The sequence below is a fragment of the Xanthomonas hortorum pv. cynarae genome (genome assembly GCF_002939985.1).
In the GTDB taxonomy this organism is placed as follows: domain Bacteria; phylum Pseudomonadota; class Gammaproteobacteria; order Xanthomonadales; family Xanthomonadaceae; genus Xanthomonas; species Xanthomonas hortorum_D.
On sequence record NZ_MDFM01000013.1, the window covers coordinates 21,384 to 44,627 of the forward strand.

General features: G+C 64.8%; 14 protein-coding genes and 2 pseudogenes. 9 read left to right on the forward strand and 7 right to left on the reverse strand.

From position 1 onward, the window contains the following. Positions 1 to 202: 202 nt before the first annotated feature. Both XcyCFBP4188_RS10725 and XcyCFBP4188_RS10730 read left to right on the forward strand, forming a co-directional pair. Positions 203 to 1,866: pseudogene (locus XcyCFBP4188_RS10725) on the forward strand (TonB-dependent receptor). Between the two features lie 302 nt (positions 1,867 to 2,168). Then, positions 2,169 to 4,133, forward strand: a pseudogene (locus tag XcyCFBP4188_RS10730) (S9 family peptidase). Between the two features lie 9 nt (positions 4,134 to 4,142). Here XcyCFBP4188_RS10730 and XcyCFBP4188_RS10735 read toward each other — a convergent pair. Together XcyCFBP4188_RS10735 and ggt are read right to left on the reverse strand one after the other, a co-directional pair. After that, positions 4,143 to 5,981 carry a methyl-accepting chemotaxis protein gene (locus XcyCFBP4188_RS10735; RefSeq protein WP_006449834.1) on the reverse strand — a complete coding sequence of 613 codons (1,839 nt, stop codon included), beginning with the start codon at positions 5,979 to 5,981 and terminating at the stop codon, positions 4,143 to 4,145. 80 nt (positions 5,982 to 6,061) lie between these two features. After that, complete coding sequence (gene ggt / locus XcyCFBP4188_RS10740) at positions 6,062 to 7,771, reverse strand: gamma-glutamyltransferase (protein WP_006449833.1); 1,710 nt, start codon at positions 7,769 to 7,771, stop codon at positions 6,062 to 6,064. 472 nt (positions 7,772 to 8,243) lie between these two features. Between ggt and XcyCFBP4188_RS23570 the strand changes: the two genes are divergently transcribed. The 6 genes from XcyCFBP4188_RS23570 to XcyCFBP4188_RS10765 all read left to right on the forward strand — a co-directional run bounded on the left by XcyCFBP4188_RS23570 (position 8,244) and on the right by XcyCFBP4188_RS10765 (position 14,191). Then, complete coding sequence (locus XcyCFBP4188_RS23570) at positions 8,244 to 8,378, forward strand: hypothetical protein (RefSeq protein WP_255085951.1); 135 nt, start codon at positions 8,244 to 8,246, stop codon at positions 8,376 to 8,378. Between the two features lie 38 nt (positions 8,379 to 8,416). Continuing rightward, entirely contained in the window at positions 8,417 to 9,418 is a 1,002-nt protein-coding gene (ilvC, locus tag XcyCFBP4188_RS10745) for a ketol-acid reductoisomerase (RefSeq protein ID WP_046932404.1), read from the forward strand. A gap of 42 nt (positions 9,419 to 9,460) precedes the next feature. Beyond that, a complete protein-coding gene (gene ilvG / locus XcyCFBP4188_RS10750) occupies positions 9,461 to 11,182 on the forward strand; it encodes an acetolactate synthase 2 catalytic subunit (protein ID WP_074058218.1) in 1,722 nt (573 codons plus the stop codon). Continuing rightward, the gene (locus XcyCFBP4188_RS10755; protein WP_006451059.1) at positions 11,166 to 11,423 is read left to right on the forward strand and encodes an ACT domain-containing protein; all 258 of its coding nucleotides are present in this window, start codon (positions 11,166 to 11,168) and stop codon (positions 11,421 to 11,423) included. Before ilvG ends, XcyCFBP4188_RS10755 begins: the two co-directional genes overlap by 17 nt. 138 nt (positions 11,424 to 11,561) lie before the next feature. After that, entirely contained in the window at positions 11,562 to 12,632 is a 1,071-nt protein-coding gene (locus XcyCFBP4188_RS10760) for a threonine dehydratase (protein WP_228996136.1), read from the forward strand. Then, positions 12,629 to 14,191: a 2-isopropylmalate synthase gene (locus XcyCFBP4188_RS10765; protein ID WP_023905033.1), complete on the forward strand. Its 1,563-nt coding sequence runs from the start codon at positions 12,629 to 12,631 to the stop codon at positions 14,189 to 14,191. Before XcyCFBP4188_RS10760 ends, XcyCFBP4188_RS10765 begins: the two co-directional genes overlap by 4 nt. Before the next feature lie 703 nt (positions 14,192 to 14,894). Here the strand turns inward: XcyCFBP4188_RS10765 and leuB are convergent. The 4 genes from leuB to leuC form a co-directional block, all read right to left on the reverse strand. Further along, positions 14,895 to 15,968, reverse strand: coding sequence for a 3-isopropylmalate dehydrogenase (gene leuB, locus XcyCFBP4188_RS10775; RefSeq protein ID WP_074058219.1), 1,074 nt, complete (start codon positions 15,966 to 15,968; stop codon positions 14,895 to 14,897). A 37-nt stretch (positions 15,969 to 16,005) separates the two neighbouring features. Further along, positions 16,006 to 16,791, reverse strand: a complete 786-nt coding sequence (locus XcyCFBP4188_RS10780) for a class I SAM-dependent methyltransferase (protein WP_006451160.1) — start codon at positions 16,789 to 16,791, stop codon at positions 16,006 to 16,008. After that, complete coding sequence (leuD, locus tag XcyCFBP4188_RS10785) at positions 16,788 to 17,435, reverse strand: 3-isopropylmalate dehydratase small subunit (protein ID WP_104592085.1); 648 nt, start codon at positions 17,433 to 17,435, stop codon at positions 16,788 to 16,790. Before leuD ends, XcyCFBP4188_RS10780 begins: the two co-directional genes overlap by 4 nt. A gap of 66 nt (positions 17,436 to 17,501) precedes the next feature. Then, positions 17,502 to 18,950, reverse strand: a complete 1,449-nt coding sequence (leuC, locus tag XcyCFBP4188_RS10790) for a 3-isopropylmalate dehydratase large subunit (protein ID WP_074058221.1) — start codon at positions 18,948 to 18,950, stop codon at positions 17,502 to 17,504. A 119-nt stretch (positions 18,951 to 19,069) separates the two neighbouring features. On the opposite strand from leuC, the gene XcyCFBP4188_RS10795 reads away from it, so the two are divergent. Continuing rightward, positions 19,070 to 19,954 (forward strand): LysR family transcriptional regulator, encoded by an 885-nt coding sequence (locus XcyCFBP4188_RS10795; protein ID WP_006451157.1) that lies wholly within the window; start codon positions 19,070 to 19,072, stop codon positions 19,952 to 19,954. 3 nt (positions 19,955 to 19,957) lie between these two features. Here the strand turns inward: XcyCFBP4188_RS10795 and XcyCFBP4188_RS10800 are convergent, their stop codons facing one another. Next, a complete protein-coding gene (locus tag XcyCFBP4188_RS10800) occupies positions 19,958 to 22,972 on the reverse strand; it encodes a two-component regulator propeller domain-containing protein (protein ID WP_104592086.1) in 3,015 nt (1,004 codons plus the stop codon). Positions 22,973 to 23,244: the final 272 nt, after the last annotated feature.

The following is a 23,244-nucleotide window of genomic DNA, read 5'->3' on the forward strand; positions in this document are numbered from 1 at the left end:
ACCGGCATTGCATGACGCGCCCATGCATTGCGCGCGTTGCGCCGCAACAAGGCGCCGATTCGCGAAAAACGGGCGCGACACCCGCTCGTTAAATTCCCGCTAAGCCTTCGTGTCATGCAGATGAAATCGCATGCCACGGCGGTGTCATTCAACGGGAATCGCCTCGTCTCCTCCTCTACCGGGAACCGCCGTACACATGAATATGCCCATGCTCCACCCGACCCTGTGTCGGGGTTCGCTCGCGATCGCCATTGGCCTGTGCGTCACCAATAGTGCTATTGCCCAGGAAGAGACCGATAAGAATCCGACCAACCTGGACAAGATCGAAGTCACCGGCTCGCGCATCCGCTCGGTCGATGTGGAAAATTCGCAACCGGTGCTGGTGCTCACGCGACAGGACATCGAAAAACAGGGCCTGACCTCGGTGGCCGATGTGCTCAAGCGCATTCCCTCCAACGGCGCGACCATGAACTCCACCGTCAACAACGGTGGCAATGGCTCGGCCACGGTGAGCCTGCGCAACCTGGGTGCATCGCGCACCTTGGTGCTGGTCAACGGACGGCGCTGGGTGTCGGGCCTGTCCGGTTCGGTGGATCTGAACACCATTCCCTCGGCGATCGTCGAACGCGCGAAGAGAGCGGCTTCTCCTCGCCCGATGCGTTGATCTCAGCCGGCTATACCTCGGGCAATGCGTTCACCCCGACTTCCGGCGCGTACACGCTCAACGACTACTGCACCGAAGTGGCGATTCCGCTATTGAAAGATATGGCCGGTGCGCAATCGCTGGAGTTGAGCGCAGCGGTGCGTTACTCCGACTACAACACCTTCGGCAGCACCACCAACAGCAAGTTCGGTTTCAAGTGGAAACCTGTCGCCGACCTGTTGATTCGCGGCAACTACGCCACCGGTTTCCGCGCGCCATCGATCGAAAATCTGTACCTGGGCGCGTCGGACAGCTTCGATACGTATTCGGATCCCTGCTCGACCAACAGCACGTCCTATACCAGCGCGATTGCCGCGGCATGTGCAAGCGGTGGCGTGCCGGCGAACTACGTCGCCGAATACAACAGCGCCAACGGCAACTCCGGCCAGACCATCTATCCGTTCACCTACACCAGCAACGCCAACCTGCAGCCGGAAAAATCCAAGAACACCACGCTCGGTTTCGTCTACAGCCCCGCCGCGGTGCAAGGCCTGGATCTGTCGCTGGACTGGTGGAAGATCAAGATCACCGATGCCATCACCGAATTCGGCGCCAACCAGATCCTGTCGCAATGCTACGAGTTCAACGTCTCGGCCTTCTGCGATCTGGTCACACGCGATGCCACCGGCGCCATCACCGGCCTGGTGATCCAGCCGGTGAACGTTGGCGGGCAGCGCATGCAAGGCTACGACTTCACCGCGCGCTACAAGTTGCCGGAAACGGCGATCGGCCAGTTCATGCTCACGCTGGATTCGACCTACGTGGCCGTCAACGAGCAGAAGCAGGACGACACCTCGGCGTGGGAAAGCTACAACGGCATCTACCACACCGACAACCCGAACTGGCGCACGCGCGGCACGCTCACCCTGGACTGGAGCTACGGCAATCTGGCTGCCAACTGGGCGGTGCGTTACTACTCGGGCATGAGGGACGACGACTCGGAGCTGGATGACAACGGCAACTATCGCCACGTCGCGGCGACTGCCTTCAACGACATGCAGGTGTCTTATCAATTGCCGTGGAATGCCACCGTGCGTGTGGGCCTGAACAACGTCTTCGACCGCGACCCGCCGGTGGCGCTCAGCGCCTCTGCCAACTCGTTCGATTCGGCCTATGCCATTCCGGGGCGCTACAGCTACCTGCAATACACCCAGCGCTTCTGATCCGCCGCCGTTGACGCGCTGATCCACTGTCTGGACATGTGTGTCGTCACAACAGCCGCCTTCCGGCGTCGTTGTGGCTATGCCAGCGCTGACACGTAGCGGGTCGCTTGGCACGCAGCACGGCGATGGCGGCATGCGAGGACATTTCCACGGCACATCGCACCGCTAGCCTGCAGTCACTAAAACAAGAAACCTGCTCTCTCTCCCCTGCCGCCGATCTTCGGCGGCTTTTTTTTCGTTGCCCACTTGTCACCGCCAGTGCCGTTTCGTTATCGTTCAGTGAAATAAAACGGACGACGCAAATGCAAGGGATGCAATGGTGTGCCTGGGCAGCGGCAATGCTGCTGGGAGTGCTGAGCGGTGGCGCACTGGCTGCGTCCCCGCCGCCAGTGGAAGCTTTCGTCGAGTCGGGCCCGATCTCCTCGCCCTCCATGTCGCCCGATGGCAAGCATCTGGCGGTCAGTGCGGATCTAGGGGACGGCAATTACGCGTTGGTGGTTTACCGCATCGCCGACATGCAATCCACCACGATGCTGCGCCTGCCGCGCTACGAACTGCCGGTGCGCATCGCCTAGGTCAGTGAGCGTCGCCTGGCGATCGGCAAGGGGCGCAAGCTCGGCTCGCTGGAAGAGCCCATGCCGATGGGCGAGATCATCGCCACCGACCTGGACGGCAGCAATCAGCGCTACGTATACGGCTATCTGCAGAGCACCCGCAACGCAGGGCTGGAGCGCGGGTTCGGCTACATCGAGGGCCTGCCCAGTCGTCGCAACGGCCATTTCTACATGCGGCGTCTGTCGCTGGATTCGCGCCACTCGATGCTCTACGACGTCGACGCGACCACGACCACGCATCGCTTGATGGCCGACATCGACGTGCCCGATTTGAGGTTCGTCCTCGACCACGATGGCGTGCCGCAGTACGCATATGGCACCGACGACAACGACAACTCGCTGTTGTTCCGGCGTGCGGGCAACGGCTGGTCGCCGATGCCCCAGGTGCAGGCGAGCTGGCGCCCGATCGCCTTTGCGCGACAGCCGGGGCGCGTCTATGGTTGGTACAACGAGGCTGGTGGCCCTACGGCTCTGGTCGCCAGCGACCCCGATGGACAGCAACGCAGCGTGCTCGCCTCGGACCCGTTCTATGACGTGGACGACCTGCAATGGGGCTCGGCGCCGCAAACGCCGTTTGCCGCACGGCTGGGACCGGGGCGTCCAACGCTGCGGTATGTCGAGCAGGACGCTGCCAAAGCGCAACTGCACCGTAGCCTGAGCCAGACCTTGTCCGGTCAATACGTGGATTTCATCAACTTCACCGAGGACGGCAATGGCCTGTTGCTCAAGGCCTACAGCGATCGCGATGCAGGAGCCTGGTACGTGTTCGACCGGCCGAGCAACACGCTCAAACTCGTCGTCAGGGCACGTAACGCATTGCAGCCGGCGCAGATGAGCGAGCGCCGCATGGTGACGTTTCAGGCCAGCGACGGCCTGACCCTGGACGGCGTACTCACCGTGCCCAGCGCTGCCGCCAAGGGTGTGCCATTGCCGATGATCCTGCTGCCGCACGGCGGCCCGCATGCCGAGGGAGATGGCTGGGCCTTCGATACCGACGCCCAGTTCCTGGCCAGCCGCGGATATCTGGTGCTGCAGGTCAATTACCGCGGCGGCCTTGGCCGCGGCAATCGGTTCGAGCGTGCTGGTTATCGCCAGTGGGGCGAACGTATCCAGGACGACCTGATCGACGGCGTGCGCTGGGCGGTTGCCCAGGGGCTCGCCGATCAGTCGCGCATCTGCAGCTATGGCGCCAGCTTCGGTGCGTATGCGGCAATGATGGTGCAGGTCAAGGCACCGGCGTTGTTCCGCTGCGCTGTCGGTGTTGCCGGCATCTACGATCTGCAGATGATGTACAGCAAGGGCGACATCAATCGCAGCGACTACGGCATGCATTATCTGGAACGCGCCATCGGCCGCGACGTTGCCGAGCTGGCCGCGCACTCGCCGGTGATGCTGGCCGATCGCATCAAGGTGCCGGTGCTGCTGGTGCACGGCGAAGAAGACGAGCGCGCACCATTCGCCCAGGCCAAGAGCTTGCGCGCGGCGCTGACCCGCAGCGGCAACGCGCCACAATGGATGGCTGTTCCCAAGGAAGGACACGGTTTCTACAAGGACGCCAACCAGGTGACGTTCTATCGCACTCTCGAACGCTTTCTCGGCGAGCAATTGGGTGGCGCGGCAGCGGCTTCCGCTGTTTCAGCCGCGCCCCAGTAGCGAGGCGAGCTATTCCAGCGTGTAGCCCACCCGCAGACCGCCCCAGTGCTTGCGGCCGACGAAGATCGGCGCCGACAGGTCGAACATGATCTGGCCGGTGTCGCGGCGGTAGACCTGCAGGCGATACGGGTCGGTGTGCGCGCCGACGCTGCGGCCGACGCGGTCGGTGAATTTGCGCTTGGTACGGTTACCGACCAGATCGCGCTTGGGATCGCCGGTCAGCGGCTGGGTGAAGCGCAGATTGTGCGTGGGCACGTAACCGTCGGGATTGGCGCAGATGGCGAACACGATCCACGGATGCGCATCCAGCAGCGGCTCCTGCAAGGCCGGCAATACCTCGTCGCACAGGGCGTCGAAATCGGTACTGAACTTGGGCGGCTCCACGCCGGCAATCGGCGTGTAGGTGCGTGCGAACAGCGACGCTTCATCGATCTGGCCGCGTGCGATGGCCTGCGCCAATGCGGTGCCGATGCGGCCAGCCGTTGCCACGGCGAGTTCCTTGACGCGGGCGTGCCTGGGCACCTTCAGCGGGTCGGCCGGCAAGCGGAACAGGCCCACGCAATCGCGCAGCGTTTCGGTACCGCGCTCCAGCGCTTCGCTGCGTTCGGCCACATGCGCGGCGTGCTGCAAGTTGCTGCGCCCCAGGGCCACCACGCCATCCACGGCGCTTTCGATGCCGCGAATCTCGCTGTCCTGCGCCTGGATACGCCCGGCCACCGTGGTCATCGCGCTGCTGGCCTGGCCGAGCACGCGGGTGATGCCATCGAGCACCGCTTCGGTGCCGCGCGCGGAGGCCGCACCCTCGCCCACTGCGGCGCTGGTTTCGGCCAGGATCTCGCGCACATCGCGCGCTGCAGCAGCGGCGCGTTCGGCCAGGCGGCGGATCTCGGTGGCGACCACCGCAAACCCGCGCCCGGCATCGCCGGCATGCGCGGCTTCGATGCTGGCGTTGATCGACAGGATATTGGTCTGGAACGCCACCGAGTCGATGACTTCGATGACCTCGCCGGCACGCGCGGCGCGGCGTTCCACTTCGTGCATGGCCTGGCCCAGCGCATGTGCGGCGGCCACGCCCTGACGTGCGCTTTCATCGGCGCTGGCGGCCAACGCGATGACCTGTGCCAGATCGGCGTTGACGTCCTGCAGGCTAGCCGACAGCCGTTCCACGGCGGTGCGGGCGCCGTCCAATGCTTCGGTCTGTGCCTGCGACTGGCGCACCATCTCGTCGTTCTCGGCCACCAGCGGCGGCACTTCGGCAGCGATCTGCACCGACAACGCCACTGCCTGGCGGATCGCTTCGGCCAGATTGCCGAAGCCGGCCTGCAGCCGGCGTCCCATGTCGGTCTCCGCCAGACCGGGCGGCAGCAGCAGTTCCAGCTCGCAACCGGCCAACGCCTGTGCGGTGCGCTCCAGCACGGTGCGGTCTTCGTGTTCGGCCTGCAGGCGTGCCACCAACGGCTGCAGCAGTGGCGAGATCGGTACCGGCCGGCTGTCTTCGGCAAGGCGGGTGGCTTCGCGCAGCAAAATGGCTGTTTCCACATGCGGCAGCGACAGCATCCAGCCGCCGTGCTCGCGGTCGCGCACATAGCGCACGCGCCGGGCCGGATCGTCGCCCGGGGCGGCCCACACGCCCTCTTCGCCGACCAGATCGGCTGCACTCAAGCCCCACAACACCGACGCCGGCACGCCTTGCAGCTCACTGGCGGTCTTGCCCAGGACGTCCAGGCCGGCGCGGTTGCAGGCCACCACGCACGCCTCGGCCGATAGCCGCAGCAAGGCGACCGGCGCATCGGGGAGCAGCGCCGCGCGGGTTTGCGACGGCAGGTCAGGCGGTTGCATCGAGCTCATGGGAATTCCTAATCCATCACGATCATTAGCGGCCCGCTGGGGCTGGAGTTGAGCGGCCCGACGCACCCGCAAGCGCTTGCTCAGTAACCGGCAGCCTGCCCGTCCTTGCGGCTTTCCGAGGCGCCGTAATACACCCCGTTGGCCGGGTCGCGCGCAATCGCCTGATAGCCGCCATACGGGCCGTCGGCAAAGATCACCCGGTGGCCTTTGCGCATCAACCCGCGAATGGTGTCGTAGGAGAAACCGGTTTCCAGATTGACCTCGCCGCCGTCGCTCATCGCGGTGGCCTGGCCGGTCGGCTCGGTGGAACCTTCATGCTGGATGCGCGGCGCATCGCCGGCTTCCTGCAGATTCATATGGAAGTCCACCAGGTTCATCACGATCTGCACGTGCCCCTGCGGCTGCATCGCCCCGCCCATCACGCCGAAGCTCAGCCATGGCTTGCCGTCCTTGGTGACGAAGGCGGGGATGATGGTCTGGAACGGCCGCTTGCCCGGCGCGTAGCCGTTCGGGTGGTCCTTCTTCAGCACGAACATCTCGCCGCGGTCCTGCAGGATGAAGCCCAGCCCCGGCGGTGCCATGCCGCTGCCCATGCCGCGGTAGTTGGACTGGATCAGCGACACCATCATGCCGTCGGCATCGGCCACGGTCATGTAGATGGTGTCGCCCTCTTCCAGTTTTTTAGGCGTGCCCGGCTGCACTTCCTTAAGCGCCTTGTCCATGGAAATCAATGCGCGACGCTGGGCGGCGTAGTCCTTGGAGACCAGCCTGGCCAGCGGTGCCGGCTGGAACGCCGGGTCGGCATAGAAACGCGCGCGATCAGCGAACGCCAGCTTCTTGGCCTCGGTGAACAGGTGCACATGCTCGGCCGAACCGAACGGAATCTTGGAAAAATCGTAGCCTTCCAGGATGTTGAGCATCTGCAACGCGGCGATGCCCTGGCTGTTGGGCGGCAATTCCCACACATCAACGCCGCGGTAGTTGGTGGACACCGGCTCCACCCACTCGCCCTGATGACTGGCCAGGTCTTCATAGCTCAGATAGCCACCATTGGCCTTGAAATAGGCGCCGATGGTGCGCGCGATGTCGCCCTTGTAGAACGCATCGCGGCCGCCGTCGGCGATCTGCTGCAGCGTGTTCGCGAGGTTCGGGTTCTTCCACAGCTCGCCCTTGCGCGGGGCGTGGCCGTCGATGGTGAACTGCTCCTTGAAGCCGGGGTATTGCGACAGCCGCGGCACCGAGCGGTCCCAGTAATAGGCGATGGTCTCGGCCACCGGATGGCCCTCGCGGGCATAGCGGATCGCCGGGGCCAGGTTCTGCGCCATCGGCTTGCGCCCAAAGCGCTCGTGCAGCGCGAACCAGCCATCCACCGCGCCCGGCACCGAGACCGGCAACGGGCCGGTCGGCGGTATGTCCTTCAGCCCACGTCGCTGCAACTCGGCCAGGGTCAGCGACCTGGGCGAGCGGCCCGAGCCGTTGTAGCCATAGAGCTTGCTGGTCTTGGGGTCCCAGACGATGGCGAACAGATCCCCGCCGACGCCGTTGCCGGTGGGCTCCATCAGGCCCAGTGCGGCATTGGCGGCAATCGCCGCATCCACCGCCGAGCCGCCGTCCTTCATCACATCCAGCGCGATCTGGGTGGCCAACGGCTGCGAGGTGGCCGCCATCGCATGCGGGGCGATGACTTCCGAACGGGTCGCAAACGGCTGCCCGGTGATGCGGTCCGCGGCGATGAGAGGCGGCGCGAGCAGCACCAGAGCAGACACCAACAGGACAGGTACGCGACGCATGACAGGCGGCCTCCATGACACAGCAGAATGAGTCGCCAACCATACCAGCGGCGCATGCCGCCTCGTTCGATCACCATCGCGCGGCAGCGCGAATGCCGCGCATTTAGTGACCCGCATCGATCCTCACTGCCCTGCATCGATCCGGTTTCAGCGGTAACCATGCTGCTGCGATGGGGTTTCCCACGGCAAGTTGCACATGGACGCGGCCGTTTCACGCGCAAGGGTTGACACCCTACCGGTGGCGATGGTTATCTCAGTCCATGCCGCACCGCCACACCACCTCGAACGCACCATTGTCCGCGCCCTCCGGCGCGTTGGCAGCGTCGCTTCTCGTGCTCGTACTTATTACCTCGCCAAACGCTGCGGGACGAGACTTCGTGTAGGCAACAGACACACAAGGCTTCGATCAGACCCCGCACCGGCAACGGCGCGGGGTTTCGCGTTTCAGGGACCACCAAAAGTTTCGAATGACATGAACGACATCACCGACATCGCCGCCATCTGCACCACCCGCGCCGGCAACTGCGCCGGTGCACGTGCCTGCATGGCCAGTGCCATCGTCCATCCCCGCTTTGTTCGGCCGGCCAGTGTCTCCACTGCCGGCTGATTCTTTTTTCACTGCCAACCCCGCAAGGACTTAACTCCATGAGCAACGACATCCAACCGAAAATCGCGATCATCGGCTACGGCAGCCAGGGCCGCGCGCATGCGCTGAACCTGCGCGATTCCGGCTTCGACGTCACTGTCGGCCTGCGTGCCGGTGGCCCGACCGAATCCAAGGCCCAGGCCGACGGCTTCACCGTCGTGGCGCCGGCCGAGGCGGTGAAGACCGCCGATCTGGTCGCGATCCTGACCCCGGACATGGTGCAGAAGAAGCTCTACGAAGAGGTCATCGCACCGAACATGAAGCAAGGCGCCTGCCTGCTGTTCGCGCATGGCCTGAACGTGCATTTCGACATGATCAAGCCGCGTGCCGATCTGGACGTGGTGCTGGTCGCACCCAAGGGCCCGGGCGCGCTGGTGCGTCGCGAATATGAAATCGGCCGCGGCGTGCCGTGCATCTATGCGGTGTATCAGGACACCAGCGGCAAGGCCGAGCAGTTCGCACTGACCTATGCCGGCGGCCTGGGCGGCGCGCGCGCCAACATCATCAAGACCACCTTCAAGGAAGAGACCGAGACCGATCTGTTCGGCGAGCAGGCCGTGCTGTGCGGCGGCGCCTCGTCGCTGGTGCAGGCCGGTTTCGAAGTATTGGTGGAAGCCGGCTATCAGCCGGAAATCGCGTATTACGAAGTGCTGCACGAACTGAAGTTGATCGTGGACCTGTTTTACGAAGGCGGCATCACCCGCATGCTGGAATTCGTGTCCGAAACCGCGCAATACGGCGACTATGTCAGCGGCCCGCGCGTGATCGACGCCAGCACCAAGGCGCGCATGAAGGACGTGCTGACCGATATCCAGAACGGCACTTTCACCAAGAACTGGGTGGCCGAATACGAAGCCGGCCTGCCGAACTACACCAAGTTCAAGCAGGCCGATCTGGAGCACCCGATCGAGGAAGTGGGCAAGAAGCTGCGCGCCAAGATGGTCTGGCTCAACGGCGAACAGCAAGCCGCTGCCGCACCTGCGAATCAACAAGCGGCGTAATGCCGCCGCACCCCCACCGCTAATACCGAAGGTCCGCAACGCATGAACACCTCCGCACACAGCACGCCCCGCAATGGCGCGCGCTGGCTGACGCAGGCCCTGGAAGCCGAGGGCGTGGAAACGCTGTTCGGTTATCCGGGCGGCACCATCATGCCGTTCTACGACGCCCTGGTGGATTCCAGGCTCAAGCACATCCTGGTCCGTCACGAACAGGGCGCCGCCCTGGCCGCCAACGGCTACGCCCGTGCCAGCGGCCGGGTCGGCGTGTGCGTGGCCACCTCCGGCCCGGGCGCCTCCAATCTGGTCACCGGCATCGCCGATGCGATGCTCGATTCGGTGCCGATGGTGTGCCTGACCGGCCAGGTCGCCACGCCCTTGCTGGGCACCGACGCGTTCCAGGAACTGGACGTGTTCGGCATGACCATGCCGATCGTCAAGCACAGCTTTCTGGTGCGGCGGGTGGAGGAACTTCCGCAGATCGTGCGCGAAGCGTTTCGCATCGCGCGCGAGGGACGCCCCGGGCCGGTCTTGATCGACCTGCCCAAGGACGTACAGATCGCCGATGCGGCGCATCTGCCCGATCACGTACCGGCAGCGGTGTTGCCGCCTCCGGCACCGGCGGATGCGAAATTGGCCGAAGCGCTGGCCGCCATCGCCAGCGCCGAACGCCCAGTGGTGTACGGCGGTGGCGGGATTGCATTGGCAGGCGCGGTGGACGCGTTCCGGCGGTTTGTCGAAGCCACCGGCATCCCGACGGCACTGACCTTGCGCGGTCTGGGCGCGTTGCCGCATGCGCATCCGGATTATCTGGGCATGCTGGGCATGCACGGCACCCGCGCGGCCAATATGGCGATCCAGGAATGCGATCTGCTGGTCGTGGTGGGCGCGCGTTTCGACGACCGTGCCACCGGCAAGCTGAGCGAGTTCGCTCCGTTTGCGCGCGTCATCCACCTGGATGCCGACGCCTATGAAATTTCCAAGCTGCGCACGGCCGACATCGCAGTGCCCGGCGATGTGGCACTGAGTCTGAAAGCCTTGAGCGCGGCACGCGGCAACTGCCAGGCCTGGCGTACGCGTTGCTTTGCCAACCGCGAAAAATTCGGTGCGCGTTACGACGCGCCCGGCACCGACATCTACGCACCGGCGTTGCTGAAGCGCCTGAGCGAAGTGGCCCCGGCCGACACCATCATCGCCTGCGATGTGGGCCAGCATCAGATGTGGGTCGCGCAGCATTGCCGCTTCAACGACCCGCGCAATCACCTCACCAGCGGCGCGCTCGGCACGATGGGCTTCGGCCTGCCGGCGGCGATGGGCGCGCAGTTCGCCTGCCCCGACCGCACTGTGGTGCTGGTCTCCGGCGACGGCAGTTTCATGATGAACGTGCAGGAGCTGGTGACGATCGCGCGCTGCAAGCTGCCGGTGAAGATCGTGCTGCTGGACAACAGCTCGCTGGGCATGGTGCGGCAGTGGCAGGAACTGTTCTTTGCCGAGCGTTACAGCGAAATCGATCTGTCCGACAACCCGGATTTTGCGGCGTTGGCGCAGGTGTTCGGCATCCCGGCCAAGCGCATCATCGCGCGCGGCGATGTGGATGGCGCACTGGCCGAGCTGCTGGCACAGCCCGGCCCCGGCCTGTTGCATGTGAGCATCGACGCGCGTGCCAATGTGTGGCCGCTGGTGCCGCCCAACAATGCCAACAGCACCATGCTGGACAGCAATCCCGCACATGCGGTCAAGGAGACGCCACATGCGTTACCGGCTTGATCTGGTGCTGAAGCCGGCCGAAGGCGCGCTGGTGCGGGTGCTCGGCATGACCGAGCGGCGCGGCTTCCGCCCGTGCGCCATCCAGGGCGCCGCCGCGCCCGACGATGCCGGGCGCTGGCATCTGCAACTGGACGTGGACAGCACACGCCCACCGGAAACGCTGCGCCTGCAGTTGGAAAAGGTGTACGACTGCGAGTCGGTGGTGATCACCGCGCTGGAATCGGTCGAGGCTGCGGCATGACCATGCAGACCTCGAGCACGCAGACCTCGCGTGACCATCAGATCGCTGTCCGGAGGTGTCTTCTTCCGGATTGGCCGCGCGCGTGCCGCAATGCCTGATTCCGGCCGCCCCTCTTCGCGGGAGCCAGACGTAAGCGACGTGGCCATCAGCGTGGCCGACGTGCTGGCCGCGCAGGCGCGTCTGCGCAAATACCTGTCGCCTACGCCGCTGCATTACGCCGAGCGTTTCGGTGTGTGGCTGAAGCTGGAAAACCTGCAGCGCACCGGCTCCTACAAGGTGCGCGGCGCACTGAATGCGCTGCTGGCCGGGCTGGAACGCGGCGACGAGCGCCCGGTGATCTGCGCCTCGGCCGGTAACCATGCGCAAGGGGTGGCGTGGTCGGCGTATCGGCTGGGCGTGCAGGCCATCACGGTGATGCCGTACGGCGCGCCGCAGACCAAGATTGCCGGTGTCGCGCACTGGGGCGCCACTGTGCGGCAACACGGCAACAGCTATGACGAGGCGTTTGCGTTTGCGCGCGAGCTGGCCGATCAGAATGGCTACCGCTTTCTCTCGGCCTTCGACGACCCGGATGTGATCGCCGGGCAAGGCACGGTCGGCATCGAACTGGCCGCGCATGCGCCGGATGTGGTGATCGTGCCGATCGGCGGCGGTGGGCTGGCCTCCGGGGTGGCGCTGGCGCTGAAATCGCAAGGCGTGCGCATCGTCGGTGCGCAGGTGGAAGGCGTGGATTCGATGGCCCGCGCGGTGCGCGGCGACTTCCGCGAAATCACCCCGGTGCCCACGCTGGCCGACGGTGTGAAGGTCAAGATTCCCGGCTTCCTGACCCGCCGTTTATGCGCGAGTCTGCTCGACGATGTGGTGATCGTGCGCGAAGCCGAATTACGCGAAACCCTGGTACGTCTGGCGCTGGAAGAACACGTCATCGCCGAGGGCGCCGGGGCACTCGCCTTGGCCGCCGGTCGCCGCGTTTCAGGCAAACGCAAATGTGCAGTGGTCTCTGGCGGTAATATCGACGCAACTGTGCTGGCCACCCTCTTGTCCGAGGTGCGGCCGCGTCCGCCACGCAAGCCGCGTCGTCGCAATACCGAGCGACTGCGCAACGAACGCAGCGCCAAGTCACTTCCCGAAACACCCGTTCTTTCCCGCCCATCCGCAGTCGCTCCAACGCCTGTCACCGCCATCGCCGTAGAGGAGTCTTCCTGGTGAACACGACCGTATCCAACCAGACCCCGCGTATCCGAATTTTCGACACCACCCTGCGCGACGGCGAGCAATCCCCCGGCTGCAGCATGACGCCCCAGCAAAAGCTGGTGATGGCGCGCGCGCTGGACGAGCTCGGCGTGGACATCATCGAAACCGGTTTCCCGGCCAGCTCGCATTCCGACCGCGAAGCCGTCGCGATGATCGGCCGCGAGTTGCGTCGCCCCACGCTGGCGGTGCTGTCGCGCTGCCTGCAGGCCGATATCGAAACCTCCGCACGCGCACTGGAAGCAGCCGCCAATCCGCGCCTGCATGTGTTCCTGTCCACCAGCCCATTGCACCGCGAGCACAAGCTGCGCATGAGCCGCGAGCAGGTGCTGGAGTCGGTGCACAGGCATGTGACGCTGGCGCGTGGCTACATCGACGATGTCGAGTTTTCCGCCGAAGATGCCACCCGTACCGAAGAGGATTTCCTGGCCGAGGTCACCCGCGTGGCGATCGCCGCCGGTGCCACCACGATCAATCTGCCGGACACGGTGGGCTTCACCACGCCGGAAGAAATCCGCGGCATGTTCTCGCGCCTGATCGCCAGCGTGGAAGGGGCCGACACCGTCATCTTCAGCGCGCACTGCCATAACGATCTGGGTCTGGCAGTGGCAAATTCGCTGGCGGCGATCGAAGGCGGCGCGCGCCAGGTCGAATGCACCATCAACGGCATCGGTGAGCGTGCGGGCAACTGCGCACTGGAAGAAATCACCATGGCACTCAAGGTGCGCGGTGCGTTCTACAACATCGATACCGAGATCAACACGCCGCGCATCGTGTCCACTTCGCAATTGCTGCAGCGCCTGGTCGGCATGCCGGTGCAGCGCAACAAGGCGGTGGTCGGCGGCAATGCGTTCGCGCACGAGTCGGGCATCCATCAGCACGGCATGCTGCGCCATCGCGGCACTTACGAAATCATGCGTCCGGAAGACGTGGGCTGGGAGTCCTCGCAGATGGTGCTGGGCCGTCACAGTGGCCGTGCGGCAGTGGAGCAGCGTCTGCGCGCATTGGGTTATTTGCTGGAAGAAGACGAGGTCAAGCTGGTCTTCGAGCAGTTCAAGGCATTGTGCGAGAAGCAGCGCGTGGTCACCGACGCCGATCTGCAAACGTTGATGCAGGATGCCACCGTGCAGGAAGGCTACCGCCTGGCCTCGATGACCATCAGCGATGTCGGCAGCCGCGCGAATGCGCTGGTGGAGTTGTCCGATCCGGAAGGCAATCGTGTTGCCGAAACCGCACAAGGCAATGGTCCGGTGGATGCGCTATTCGGTGCGCTGGCCTCGGCCACCGGTGTGAAGCTGGAGCTGGACAGCTATCAGGTCCACAGCGTGGGCATCGGTGCGGACGCACGTGGCGAAGCCAGCCTGAGCGTGCGCCACGACGGCGTGGAATACGAAGGCACCGGCACCAGCAAGGACATCATCGAAGCCAGCGCGCTGGCGTGGTTGGATGTGGCCAATCGCCTGTTGCGTCAGCGCCAGCGTGGCGTGGTTGCCGGTAAGACGGCTGCGGTGGCGTAGCGCTGCAATCAACTCGACGATGTAAACCTGACGGCTAGCGGAGTGATCTGCTGGCCGTCTTGCTTTTCGGTGGTTGGTGATTTGAACGTTTTCTAAGAATGCATTGCGTGCCGATCAGCAGCCGCGAAGAGTGGGAGCGCGGCGCCGCATCGACCAATCCCACGCACGACGTCTGCCGGTTTCGTGCAAATGCCTCGATCACTGAGGGCGCTTGCGCGCGTACCGGCGTGGGACACGCCGCAAGTACGTCCGTGTAGGCTCTTACGCGGCATCCATGCCGCGTAAGGTCCCACGCCGGTACGCGCGCAAGCACCTCCGAATATTGTTGGTGGCTGAAGGAGAAGCGTTACTTGGTTGATTGATCATGCTTTGGAACGCGCCCTTCGCTGGCGGAATCATGGCAAAGCAATAGACGAAAAACTGCATCGACTACCGACTACCGAATCTGCAAGCATTACGCCTACCAAAAAGCATTGCTTGCCGATCAGCAGCCGCGAAGAGTGGGAGCGCGGTGTCGCGTCCAGGGGCGGGACCGTGTGGCGGCATGGATGCCGCCACCGAGCCTACATGGACGTACTTGCGGCGTGTCCCGACACTGGATGCGGCACCGCGCTATCGATGACCCTCAAAAACGAAAGCGGCCATCGCCCAATAAAGCGATGACCGCTGCTAGCTCAACGAAAGACAAGCTGTACGATCACGCTTACAGCGCAGCAACCACCGCATCACCCATTGCGACCGTGCCGACCTTGGTCGTGCCTTCCGACCAGATGTCGGCGGTGCGCAGGCCCTGGTCGAGCACCTTGCCGACAGCGCGCTCGATCGCATCGGCAGCGGCGGCCTGCGCGAAGGTGTAACGCAACATCATCGCCACCGACAGGATGGTCGCCAACGGATTGGCAATGCCCTGCCCTGCGATATCCGGTGCCGAACCATGGCACGGCTCGTACATGCCCTTGCTGTTGGCATCCAGCGAGGCCGAGGGCAGCATGCCGATCGAGCCGGTGAGCATCGATGCTTGATCGGACAGGATGTCGCCGAACATGTTGTCGGTCACGATCACGTCGAACTGCTTGGGTGCACGCACCAACTGCATGGCCGCGTTGTCCACGTACATGTGCGACAGCGCGATGTCCGGATAATCCTTCGCGACTTCCTCCACCACCGCGCGCCAGAGCTGGCTCGATGCCAGCACATTGGCCTTGTCGACCGAGCAGAGTTTCTTGCCGCGCAAGCGCGCCATCTCGAAGCCGGCCTTGGCGATGCGGCGAATCTCGCTTTCGCTGTACGGCAAGGTGTCGTACGCCTGACGCTCACCATTTTCCAGCGTGCGCGTACCACGCGGTTGGCCGAAGTAAATGCCGCCGGTGAGTTCACGCAAGATCAGCAGATCCAGCCCCGCAACGACCTCCGGCTTGAGCGTGGAGGCATCGGCCAGCTGCGGATACAACAGCGCCGGACGCAAATTGGCGAACAAACCCAGCTGCGAGCGGATCTTGAGCAACCCACGTTCCGGACGCAGCGATGGATCGATGGTGTCCCATTGCGGCCCGCCGACCGCGCCTAACAGCACCGCATCGGCAGCGCGCGCGCGCTCCAGCGTTTCGTCGGCCAGCGGACTGCCGTACTTGTCGTAGGCCGCGCCACCCAGTTCGTCGTACACCAGGGTAAAGCCCAGGCCATGTTGCGCATCGATCCGCGTCAGCACCTTGACCGCTTCGGCCATGATCTCCGGGCCGATGCCGTCGCCGGGAAGAATCAAAATCTGCTTGCTCATGCAATCCTCGTGAGTTGGCGCCGTAGCGCCCTGAAAATCAACGTGTGGCCCATACAACCAGCACATCGGTGCTGAAGGAACCATCGGCGGCAATCTGAAAGTAGTCGCGGACCTCGTCCACCGCCGCGTCCTGCAATGCGCGAATGGCCGCGCGCAACACCTCCGGCGTGCGCATGCGGTCTACCCAGCTCTGATAGTCCAGCTGCAGCCGTTGGCACTGATGACGCTGCACCTGCAAGCCGGCATCGCCCAGCATCTGCAACCACTGCGCCACGCCGTAGTCGCGCACATGGCTGGTATCGCGCAGCAGCTCGATCGCCTGCAGGTGCGTGTCCAGCAATGGCAGCCCAGGCGCCACCACATCGATAAAGGCAGCGATCCCGCCTGGCCGCAGCACGCGCCGCACTTCGCGCAGTGCCTGTCCCAGGTCGCTCCAATGGTGCGCCGAGTAGCGGCTGACCACGGCATCCAGGCTGCCGCTTTCGAACGGCAAGCGCTCGGCGACGCCTTGCGCAGTACGTACCTGTGCCAGCCCACGCTCGGCGGCGGTGGCCGCCACCACATTGAGCATGTCGGCAGACAGATCATAGGCCACCACCTCGGCCATCAACGGCGCCAGCTGGAAACTCACATGCCCGGCACCGCAGCCCAGGTCGAGCAATCGGCCGTTGCGATGACCGGCCAGACCAGCGCGGAGTTCGGCGAATTCGGCGCCTTGCGCATGCACGTCGCTATGCAGATAGGCCTGCGCCTGCGGCCCGAACTGCGCAGCGACATGCGCGCGCTGCGCTCCCGCATCGGTGGCGTTGGCAACCGAGTTCATTGCAGTGCGCCGAACAACCACGGTTGACGCGCGCGATGGCCTTGTTCGAAGCGACCGATCGCATCGGCGTCCTGCAAGGTCAGGCCGATGTCGTCCAGCCCGTTGAGCAGGCAGTGCTTGCGGAACGCATCGATCTCGAAGCTATATTCCACACCATCGGAGCGGCGCACGCGTTGTGCGGCCAGATCCACGGTGAGTTGATAGCCCTCGGTGGCCAGGCACTGCGCGAACAAGGCGTCCACTTCCGCTTCGGCCAGCACGATCGGCAGCAGGCCGTTCTTGAAACTGTTGTTAAAGAAGATGTCGGCAAAGCTCGGTGCAATCACTGCGCGAAAGCCGTACTCGTCCAGCGCCCACGGCGCGTGCTCGCGCGAGGAACCGCAGCCGAAGTTTTCGCGTGCCAGCAACACACTGGCGCCTTGATAGCGCGGGAAATTGAGGACGAACTCCGGGTTGATCGGGCGCTGGCTGTTGTAGCGACCAGGCTCGCCGATATCCAGATACCGCCACTCGTCGAACAGGTTCGGACCGAAACCGGTGCGCTTGATCGACTTGAGAAATTGCTTGGGAATGATCTGGTCGGTATCGACGTTGGCGCGATCCAGCGGCGCGACCAGTCCGGTGTGTTGGATGAAAGGGGTCATTAGGAGTGCCGGGATTAGGGATTGGTAATTGGGGATTCGAAAAAGCTGGAATACGCAGACCGGTCTTTACGAATCCCGAATCCCCACTCCCAAATCCCCAAGCTCACGCACATCAACGAAGTGACCACTGATCGCAGCAGCCGCTGCCATCGCCGGGCTGACCAGATGGGTGCGGCCGCCGGCGCCCTGGCGGCCTTCGAAATTGCGGTTGGAGGTGGAGGCGCAATGCTCGCCGCTGCCCAGCTTGTCCGGGTTCATCGCCAGACACATCGAACAACCCGGCTCGCGCCATTCGAAGCCGGCGTCCAGAAACACCTTGTCCAGGCCTTCGGCTTCGGCCTGCGCCTTGACCAGGCCCGAGCCCGGCACCACCAATGCTTGCTTGATGGTGGAAGCGACCTTGCGGCCCTTGGCAACTGCAGCGGCCGCACGCAGATCTTCGATGCGCGAGTTGGTGCATGAGCCGATGAACACGCGATCCAGATGGATGTCGGTGATCGGCTGATTTGCCCGCAAACCCATGTATTTCAGCGCGCGCTCGATCGAGTCGCGCCTGGTCGGATCCTGTTCGGCGGCCGGATCCGGCACGTGCTGGTCCACCGCCAGCACCATCTCCGGCGAGGTACCCCAGCTGACCTGCGGCTTGATGTCTTCCGCGCGCAGTTCCACCACTGTGTCGAAGTGCGCATCGGCATCGGACACCAGCGTGCTCCACAACGCGACCGCCGCGTCCCAGTCGGCGCCCTTGGGCGCGAACGGGCGACCTTTGACGTAGGCAATCGTCTTGTCGTCCACCGCCACCATGCCGACGCGCGCGCCGGCTTCGATCGACATGTTGCAGATGGTCATGCGGCCTTCGATCGACAACTCGCGGATCGCGCTGCCGGCAAATTCCAGCGCATGGCCGTTGCCGCCAGCGGTGCCGATCTTGCCGATCACCGCCAGCACGATGTCCTTGGCGGTCACGCCGAACGGCAGCGTGCCTTCCACGCGTACCTGCATGTTCTTCATCTTCTTGGCGATCAGGCATTGCGTGGCGAGCACATGCTCGACCTCCGAGGTGCCGATGCCATGCGCCAGCGCGCCGAACGCGCCGTGCGTGGAGGTATGCGAATCGCCGCAGACCACGGTCATGCCCGGCAAGGTGGCGCCCTGCTCCGGGCCGACCACATGCACGATGCCCTGGCGCGCGTCGTTCATCTTGAACTCGAGGATGCCGAAGTCGTCGCAGTTCTCGTCCAGGGTCTGCACCTGCAGGCGCGAGACTGCGTCGGTGATCGACTCCAGCCCGCCCTGACGCTCGGCACGCGTGGTCGGCACGTTGTGGTCGGGCGTTGCGATATTGGCGTCGATGCGCCAAGGCTTGCGCCCGGCCAGGCGCAGGCCTTCGAAAGCTTGCGGCGAGGTCACTTCGTGCAGGATGTGGCGGTCGATATAGATCAGCGACGAACCATCGTCACGGCGCGTGACCTCGTGCAGTTCCCACAACTTGTCGTACAGCGTCTTGGCAGTCATCGCAGCAACCCGATTGGCGGATGGTGGGTGGCCCACCTGGCTGAGTTCGATGCTAGGAGCTTGCCTTGGATAACGCAAATTCATATTGTTTATTCAACAAATGAATTTCAGGAATAGCAATGGACCTGGGCAGCCTCAGCGCGTTCGTGGCAATTGCCGAGAGCGGTAGCTTCTCTGCCGCCGGCGAGGCGCTGCACCTCACCCAACCGGCGGTGAGCAAGCGCATCGCCTTGCTGGAAGGGCAATTGTCTGCACGCCTGTTCGATCGCCTCGGCCGCCAGGTGGTGCTGACCGAAGCAGGCCAGGCCTTGCTGCCACGCGCGCAACGCATCCTGGCCGAGCTGCAGGACACCCGCCGCGTGCTGGAACACCTTGGTGCGGCGGTCGGCGGGCGCCTGAGCCTGGCCACCAGCCATCATGTGGGCCTGCACCGTTTGCCCGCCCTGCTGCGCCGCTTTGCTGCAGAACATCCGCAGGCGGCGCTGGACATCCAGTTCCTGGATTCGGAACTGGCCTATGCAGCCGTGCTGCGCGGAGAAGTGGAACTGGCGGTGACCACGCTGGCACCGGACACGCGCGCGCCGCTGCGCGCGCAGCCGATCTGGCATGACCGCCTGCAGTTCGTGGTGGCGCCGGATCATCCGTTGGCGTCACTGCGCGCAGTGACGCTGGAGGATGTGGTGGCGCACCCGGCGGTGCTGCCGGACCCGGGCACCTTCACCCATCGCATCGTCGCCGGCCTGTTCGCCGAGCGCGGGCTGGTGCCGAGCCTGCGCATGACCACCAATTATCTGGAGACGATCAAGATGCTGGTGTCGGTGGGCCTGGCCTGGAGCGTGTTGCCGGAGCGCATGATCGATCATCAGATCGTGGCGCTGCCGCTGGCCGATGTCGCGCTGTCGCGCGAGCTCGGCTGCGTGACGCATGGTGGGCGCACCTTGTCGCGGGCCGCGCAGGCATTTGTTGCGCTGTTGCATGTGCAGGCGGATCAGGGGCAGCTGTAAACATCACCGCCCCACCAAGCGATCCCGCCCCTGCCGCTTGGCCTGATACAGACGGCGATCGGCCAAGGCCAGCAATTCGCGCCGGCTTGGTGCTTCATCGCTCATCGCCATGCCCATGCTGGCGGTGCAGCGCACGGTGGTGCCCTGCGCGTCGACATCGATCGTTGCAAGCCGTTGGCGCATGCGCTCGAACAGCGTGCGCGCCTGCGCTGCGTCCAGGCCGATGGCCGCCAGCAAGAACTCTTCGCCACCATGCCGGGCGGCAAAGCACTGCGCCTGATCGTGTTCGCTCAATGCCTCGCCAATCGCAGACAACACCGCATCGCCAACCTCATGGCCGTAGGCATCGTTGATGCGTTTGAAGTGATCGATATCCATCAGCGCCAACGCCAATGCCGCACCACCGGCGCGCGCTTCGTCGAACCATTGCTGCAGCACGCGCTCGGCCTCGCGCCGGTTGGGCAGCGCGGTGAGCACGTCGTGGCTGGCGCGATACTCCAGCTGGCGCATCAACGCTTCGCGCTCCTGGCTGGCCTGCTGCAGCGCGAGGTTCTTGTCGCTCAACTCGCGTGTGCGCCGGTCGATCACCGTGTTGAGCTGACGCTGGCGTCGGCGGTAACTGGCCGTGCGCCATAAGTAAAACATGTAGATCACACTGCCCAGGCCAAGGATGCCCAGCGCAATCACTTCGCCACGCCGCCACCACGGCGGCGCCAGTTCGATGACCAGGCTGGATTCGCCCAGCAAGTCGGTCTGCCGCCAGTCCACCGGCAGCGACATCGCCTGCACACGGAAACGAAAACGGCCCGGCGGCAGATTGGTGTAGATCGCCTCGATGGCGCTGTCGGCATCCACCCACTCCGGATCGAAGCCTTCCAGCCGGTAGCGATAACGCACCTTGTCCGGCCCACGGAAATTCAGTCCGGCATAGCCAATGGCGATGCGCCGGGTGTCTGCGCCGAATCGATGCGGGCCGTTCAACGGCTGCACCATGCCATCGACCAGCAAACGCTCGAACACGATCGGCACGCGATGGCCTTGCAAGGTGCCTACACGCGCCGGATCGATCACCCCCAGACCGGCTGCGGTCGGAAACAACAGCTGCCCGGACTGCGTCATCCAGCCGGCCGGCGCGCTGCTGCCGTTGCCCTGATTGCCAGGCATGCCGTCGCTGCGATCCACCACTTCCACACTCAATTGGTCGCGCGTGCCCGCATCGAGCTGGTCGAAATCGCTGCGCGCGATGCGGAACACGCCATGGTTGCTCGACAACCAGAAATAGCCGCGGCCGTCGTCGATCACCCGAAACACCTTGTCGCGCGGCAGCCCGACCCGGTGGTCGTAGACGCGGAATGTCTCTCCGCGCAAGCGCAACAGGCCGCGATCGCTGGCGATCCACAGATCGCCATTGGCATCGCGCAGGAAATCGAACGCGTTCTGCCCGGGGAAATCCTGCTCGCCCAGCCATGCGCGTGTGCTGCCGTCAGGCGACAGCGCGGTCATGCCGCGATCGGTGCCGCTCCACACAATCCCCTGCGCATCGCGATACAGCACCTGCACCGAACCGTCCGGCACGCCGTCGGCGGCGGTGTAGTGACGCGCCTTGCCGTTGCGCCAACGCACCAGCCCGGCGGTGGTGCCGATCCACAGATCCTCGCCGTCGGGCAGCACCGCGCGCACCGACATCGACGGCAAGCCCTCGGCTGCACCGATGCGCACCAGCACGCGGCCTTGCGCATCCAGACGCACCACGCCCTGGCTATAGGTGCCGGCCCACACGCCGCCGTCACCGGCGTCGGCCAGCGCCAGCACCGACTGTTCCAGCACGCGCCCGCCCTCGCTGGGCGACAACGACACCCGGCTGATCTGCTCGCCGCGCCAGCGGTCCAGGCCCACCGCGCTGCCCACCCACACCGTGCCATTGGGCGTCTGCAGCACGCTGCGCACGTAATCGGAGGTGAGGCCGTCCTCGTGGGTGACGCCATGCGCGGCGCCTTCGGCAACCCGGAACAAGCCGTGTGTGCTGCCGACCCAGATCAGGCCTTCGGCATCTTCCAGCAAGGCCGGGCTGGCCACACCGGAAATGGCGATCTGCTCGTCCGGATCGTCCGCGCCGCTGTGCACCACCAGTAGCCCGGTCGACAGACTCATCCATAGATGCCCGCGTCGATCCAGCAACAACGAATCCACGCGTTGGCCCTGACGGAAGCGTTGCAGGCCGCCGCCGCGGCTCCACCACCACACCCCGTCGTCGCCAGCCACCAGCAAACCGCCTTCGCGGTCGCTGGCCAGCCGTCGCACCGGCGCATCGCGCATGCCATGCGCCTTGCCCCAGGCGGTTGCCGGGCTGCCATCCTGCGGCAGGCGATACAGCCCGACCTCGGTGCCCACCCACAGATCGCCGTCGTCGTCGGCCGAGAGCGCGGTGACGCGTGCACGCGGCAGCCCGGCCTGGCGGCCCACATCGACCACCCGCCCATCGGCCTCGATCCGGTACAGCGTCTGCGGGGTGCCCACCCACAACGCGCCATCGGCACGCCGCAGCAATGCACTCACCGCCAGATGCCGCGCGGAGGCATCGCCCAGCTGCTGCCAGTGGCCGTCCTGATAGTGGTAGACCCCATCGAATGCGGTGCCGAACAACATGCCGCCGGTGCTGTCGCGCACCACCACGAACACACCGCCCAGCTCGACGCCCGGGGTGTTCTGACGATCGTAGACCGTGAAATCGCGGCCGTTGAAGCGCGCCACGCCTTCCCAGGTGCCGAGCCAGATCAGGCCATCTTCGCCCTGCGCCACCGCATGCACCAGGTTGTGCGGCAGGCCGTCGTCCATGCTCCAGCGGGTGACGGTGTGATAGGCGGTGTGTTTGAACGGCTGGGCGAAGGCGGGCCAGGCGCCGAGCAGCACGCAGCACAGCAACGCACATCGCCACAGCGATGGCCACAACGGCCCGATCCGCAGCACGTACCTGCTGCGGACGCAGCCTGTATGCGTTTGCGCCCCGACCCTGTCCACGCTTTCGTCCCTCGTCCGTCCCGTCTGAAGGTCGCCGACATACGCCGACGTACCGTCAGTCAATCTATCACCGGGGTTTTTTCAGCGCCCTAGGGGGATCCCCTACAGCGGCCAGGCGGGCGATGACACCGGGAGGCATTCAGATGAAACAATTAACGGCGATAAGCAAGCTGGTGCGCGACGCTCAGCATCGGCGGCGGAGCAGACGCCACAGTTTATGAGCGCTTCAATGCATTCCATAGGCGCCGAGTATAAATATAGAACCCGATGGT

Bases quoted from the DNA above. Each gene is read 5' to 3' on its own strand.
- ilvG (WP_074058218.1), top strand. From the start codon at position 9,461: ATGAACACCTCCGCACACAGCACGCCCCGCAATGGCGCGCGCTGGCTG.
- XcyCFBP4188_RS10755 (WP_006451059.1), top strand. From the start codon at position 11,166: ATGCGTTACCGGCTTGATCTGGTGCTGAAGCCGGCCGAAGGCGCGCTG.
- leuC (WP_074058221.1), bottom strand. From the start codon at position 18,950: ATGACTGCCAAGACGCTGTACGACAAGTTGTGGGAACTGCACGAGGTC.
- XcyCFBP4188_RS10795 (WP_006451157.1), top strand. From the start codon at position 19,070: ATGGACCTGGGCAGCCTCAGCGCGTTCGTGGCAATTGCCGAGAGCGGT.
- XcyCFBP4188_RS23570 (WP_255085951.1), top strand. From the start codon at position 8,244: ATGAACGACATCACCGACATCGCCGCCATCTGCACCACCCGCGCCGGC.
- XcyCFBP4188_RS10735 (WP_006449834.1), bottom strand. From the start codon at position 5,981: ATGAGCTCGATGCAACCGCCTGACCTGCCGTCGCAAACCCGCGCGGCG.
- leuD (WP_104592085.1), bottom strand. From the start codon at position 17,435: ATGACCCCTTTCATCCAACACACCGGACTGGTCGCGCCGCTGGATCGC.
- ilvC (WP_046932404.1), top strand. From the start codon at position 8,417: ATGAGCAACGACATCCAACCGAAAATCGCGATCATCGGCTACGGCAGC.
- ggt (WP_006449833.1), bottom strand. From the start codon at position 7,771: ATGCGTCGCGTACCTGTCCTGTTGGTGTCTGCTCTGGTGCTGCTCGCG.
- XcyCFBP4188_RS10780 (WP_006451160.1), bottom strand. From the start codon at position 16,791: ATGAACTCGGTTGCCAACGCCACCGATGCGGGAGCGCAGCGCGCGCAT.
- leuB (WP_074058219.1), bottom strand. From the start codon at position 15,968: ATGAGCAAGCAGATTTTGATTCTTCCCGGCGACGGCATCGGCCCGGAG.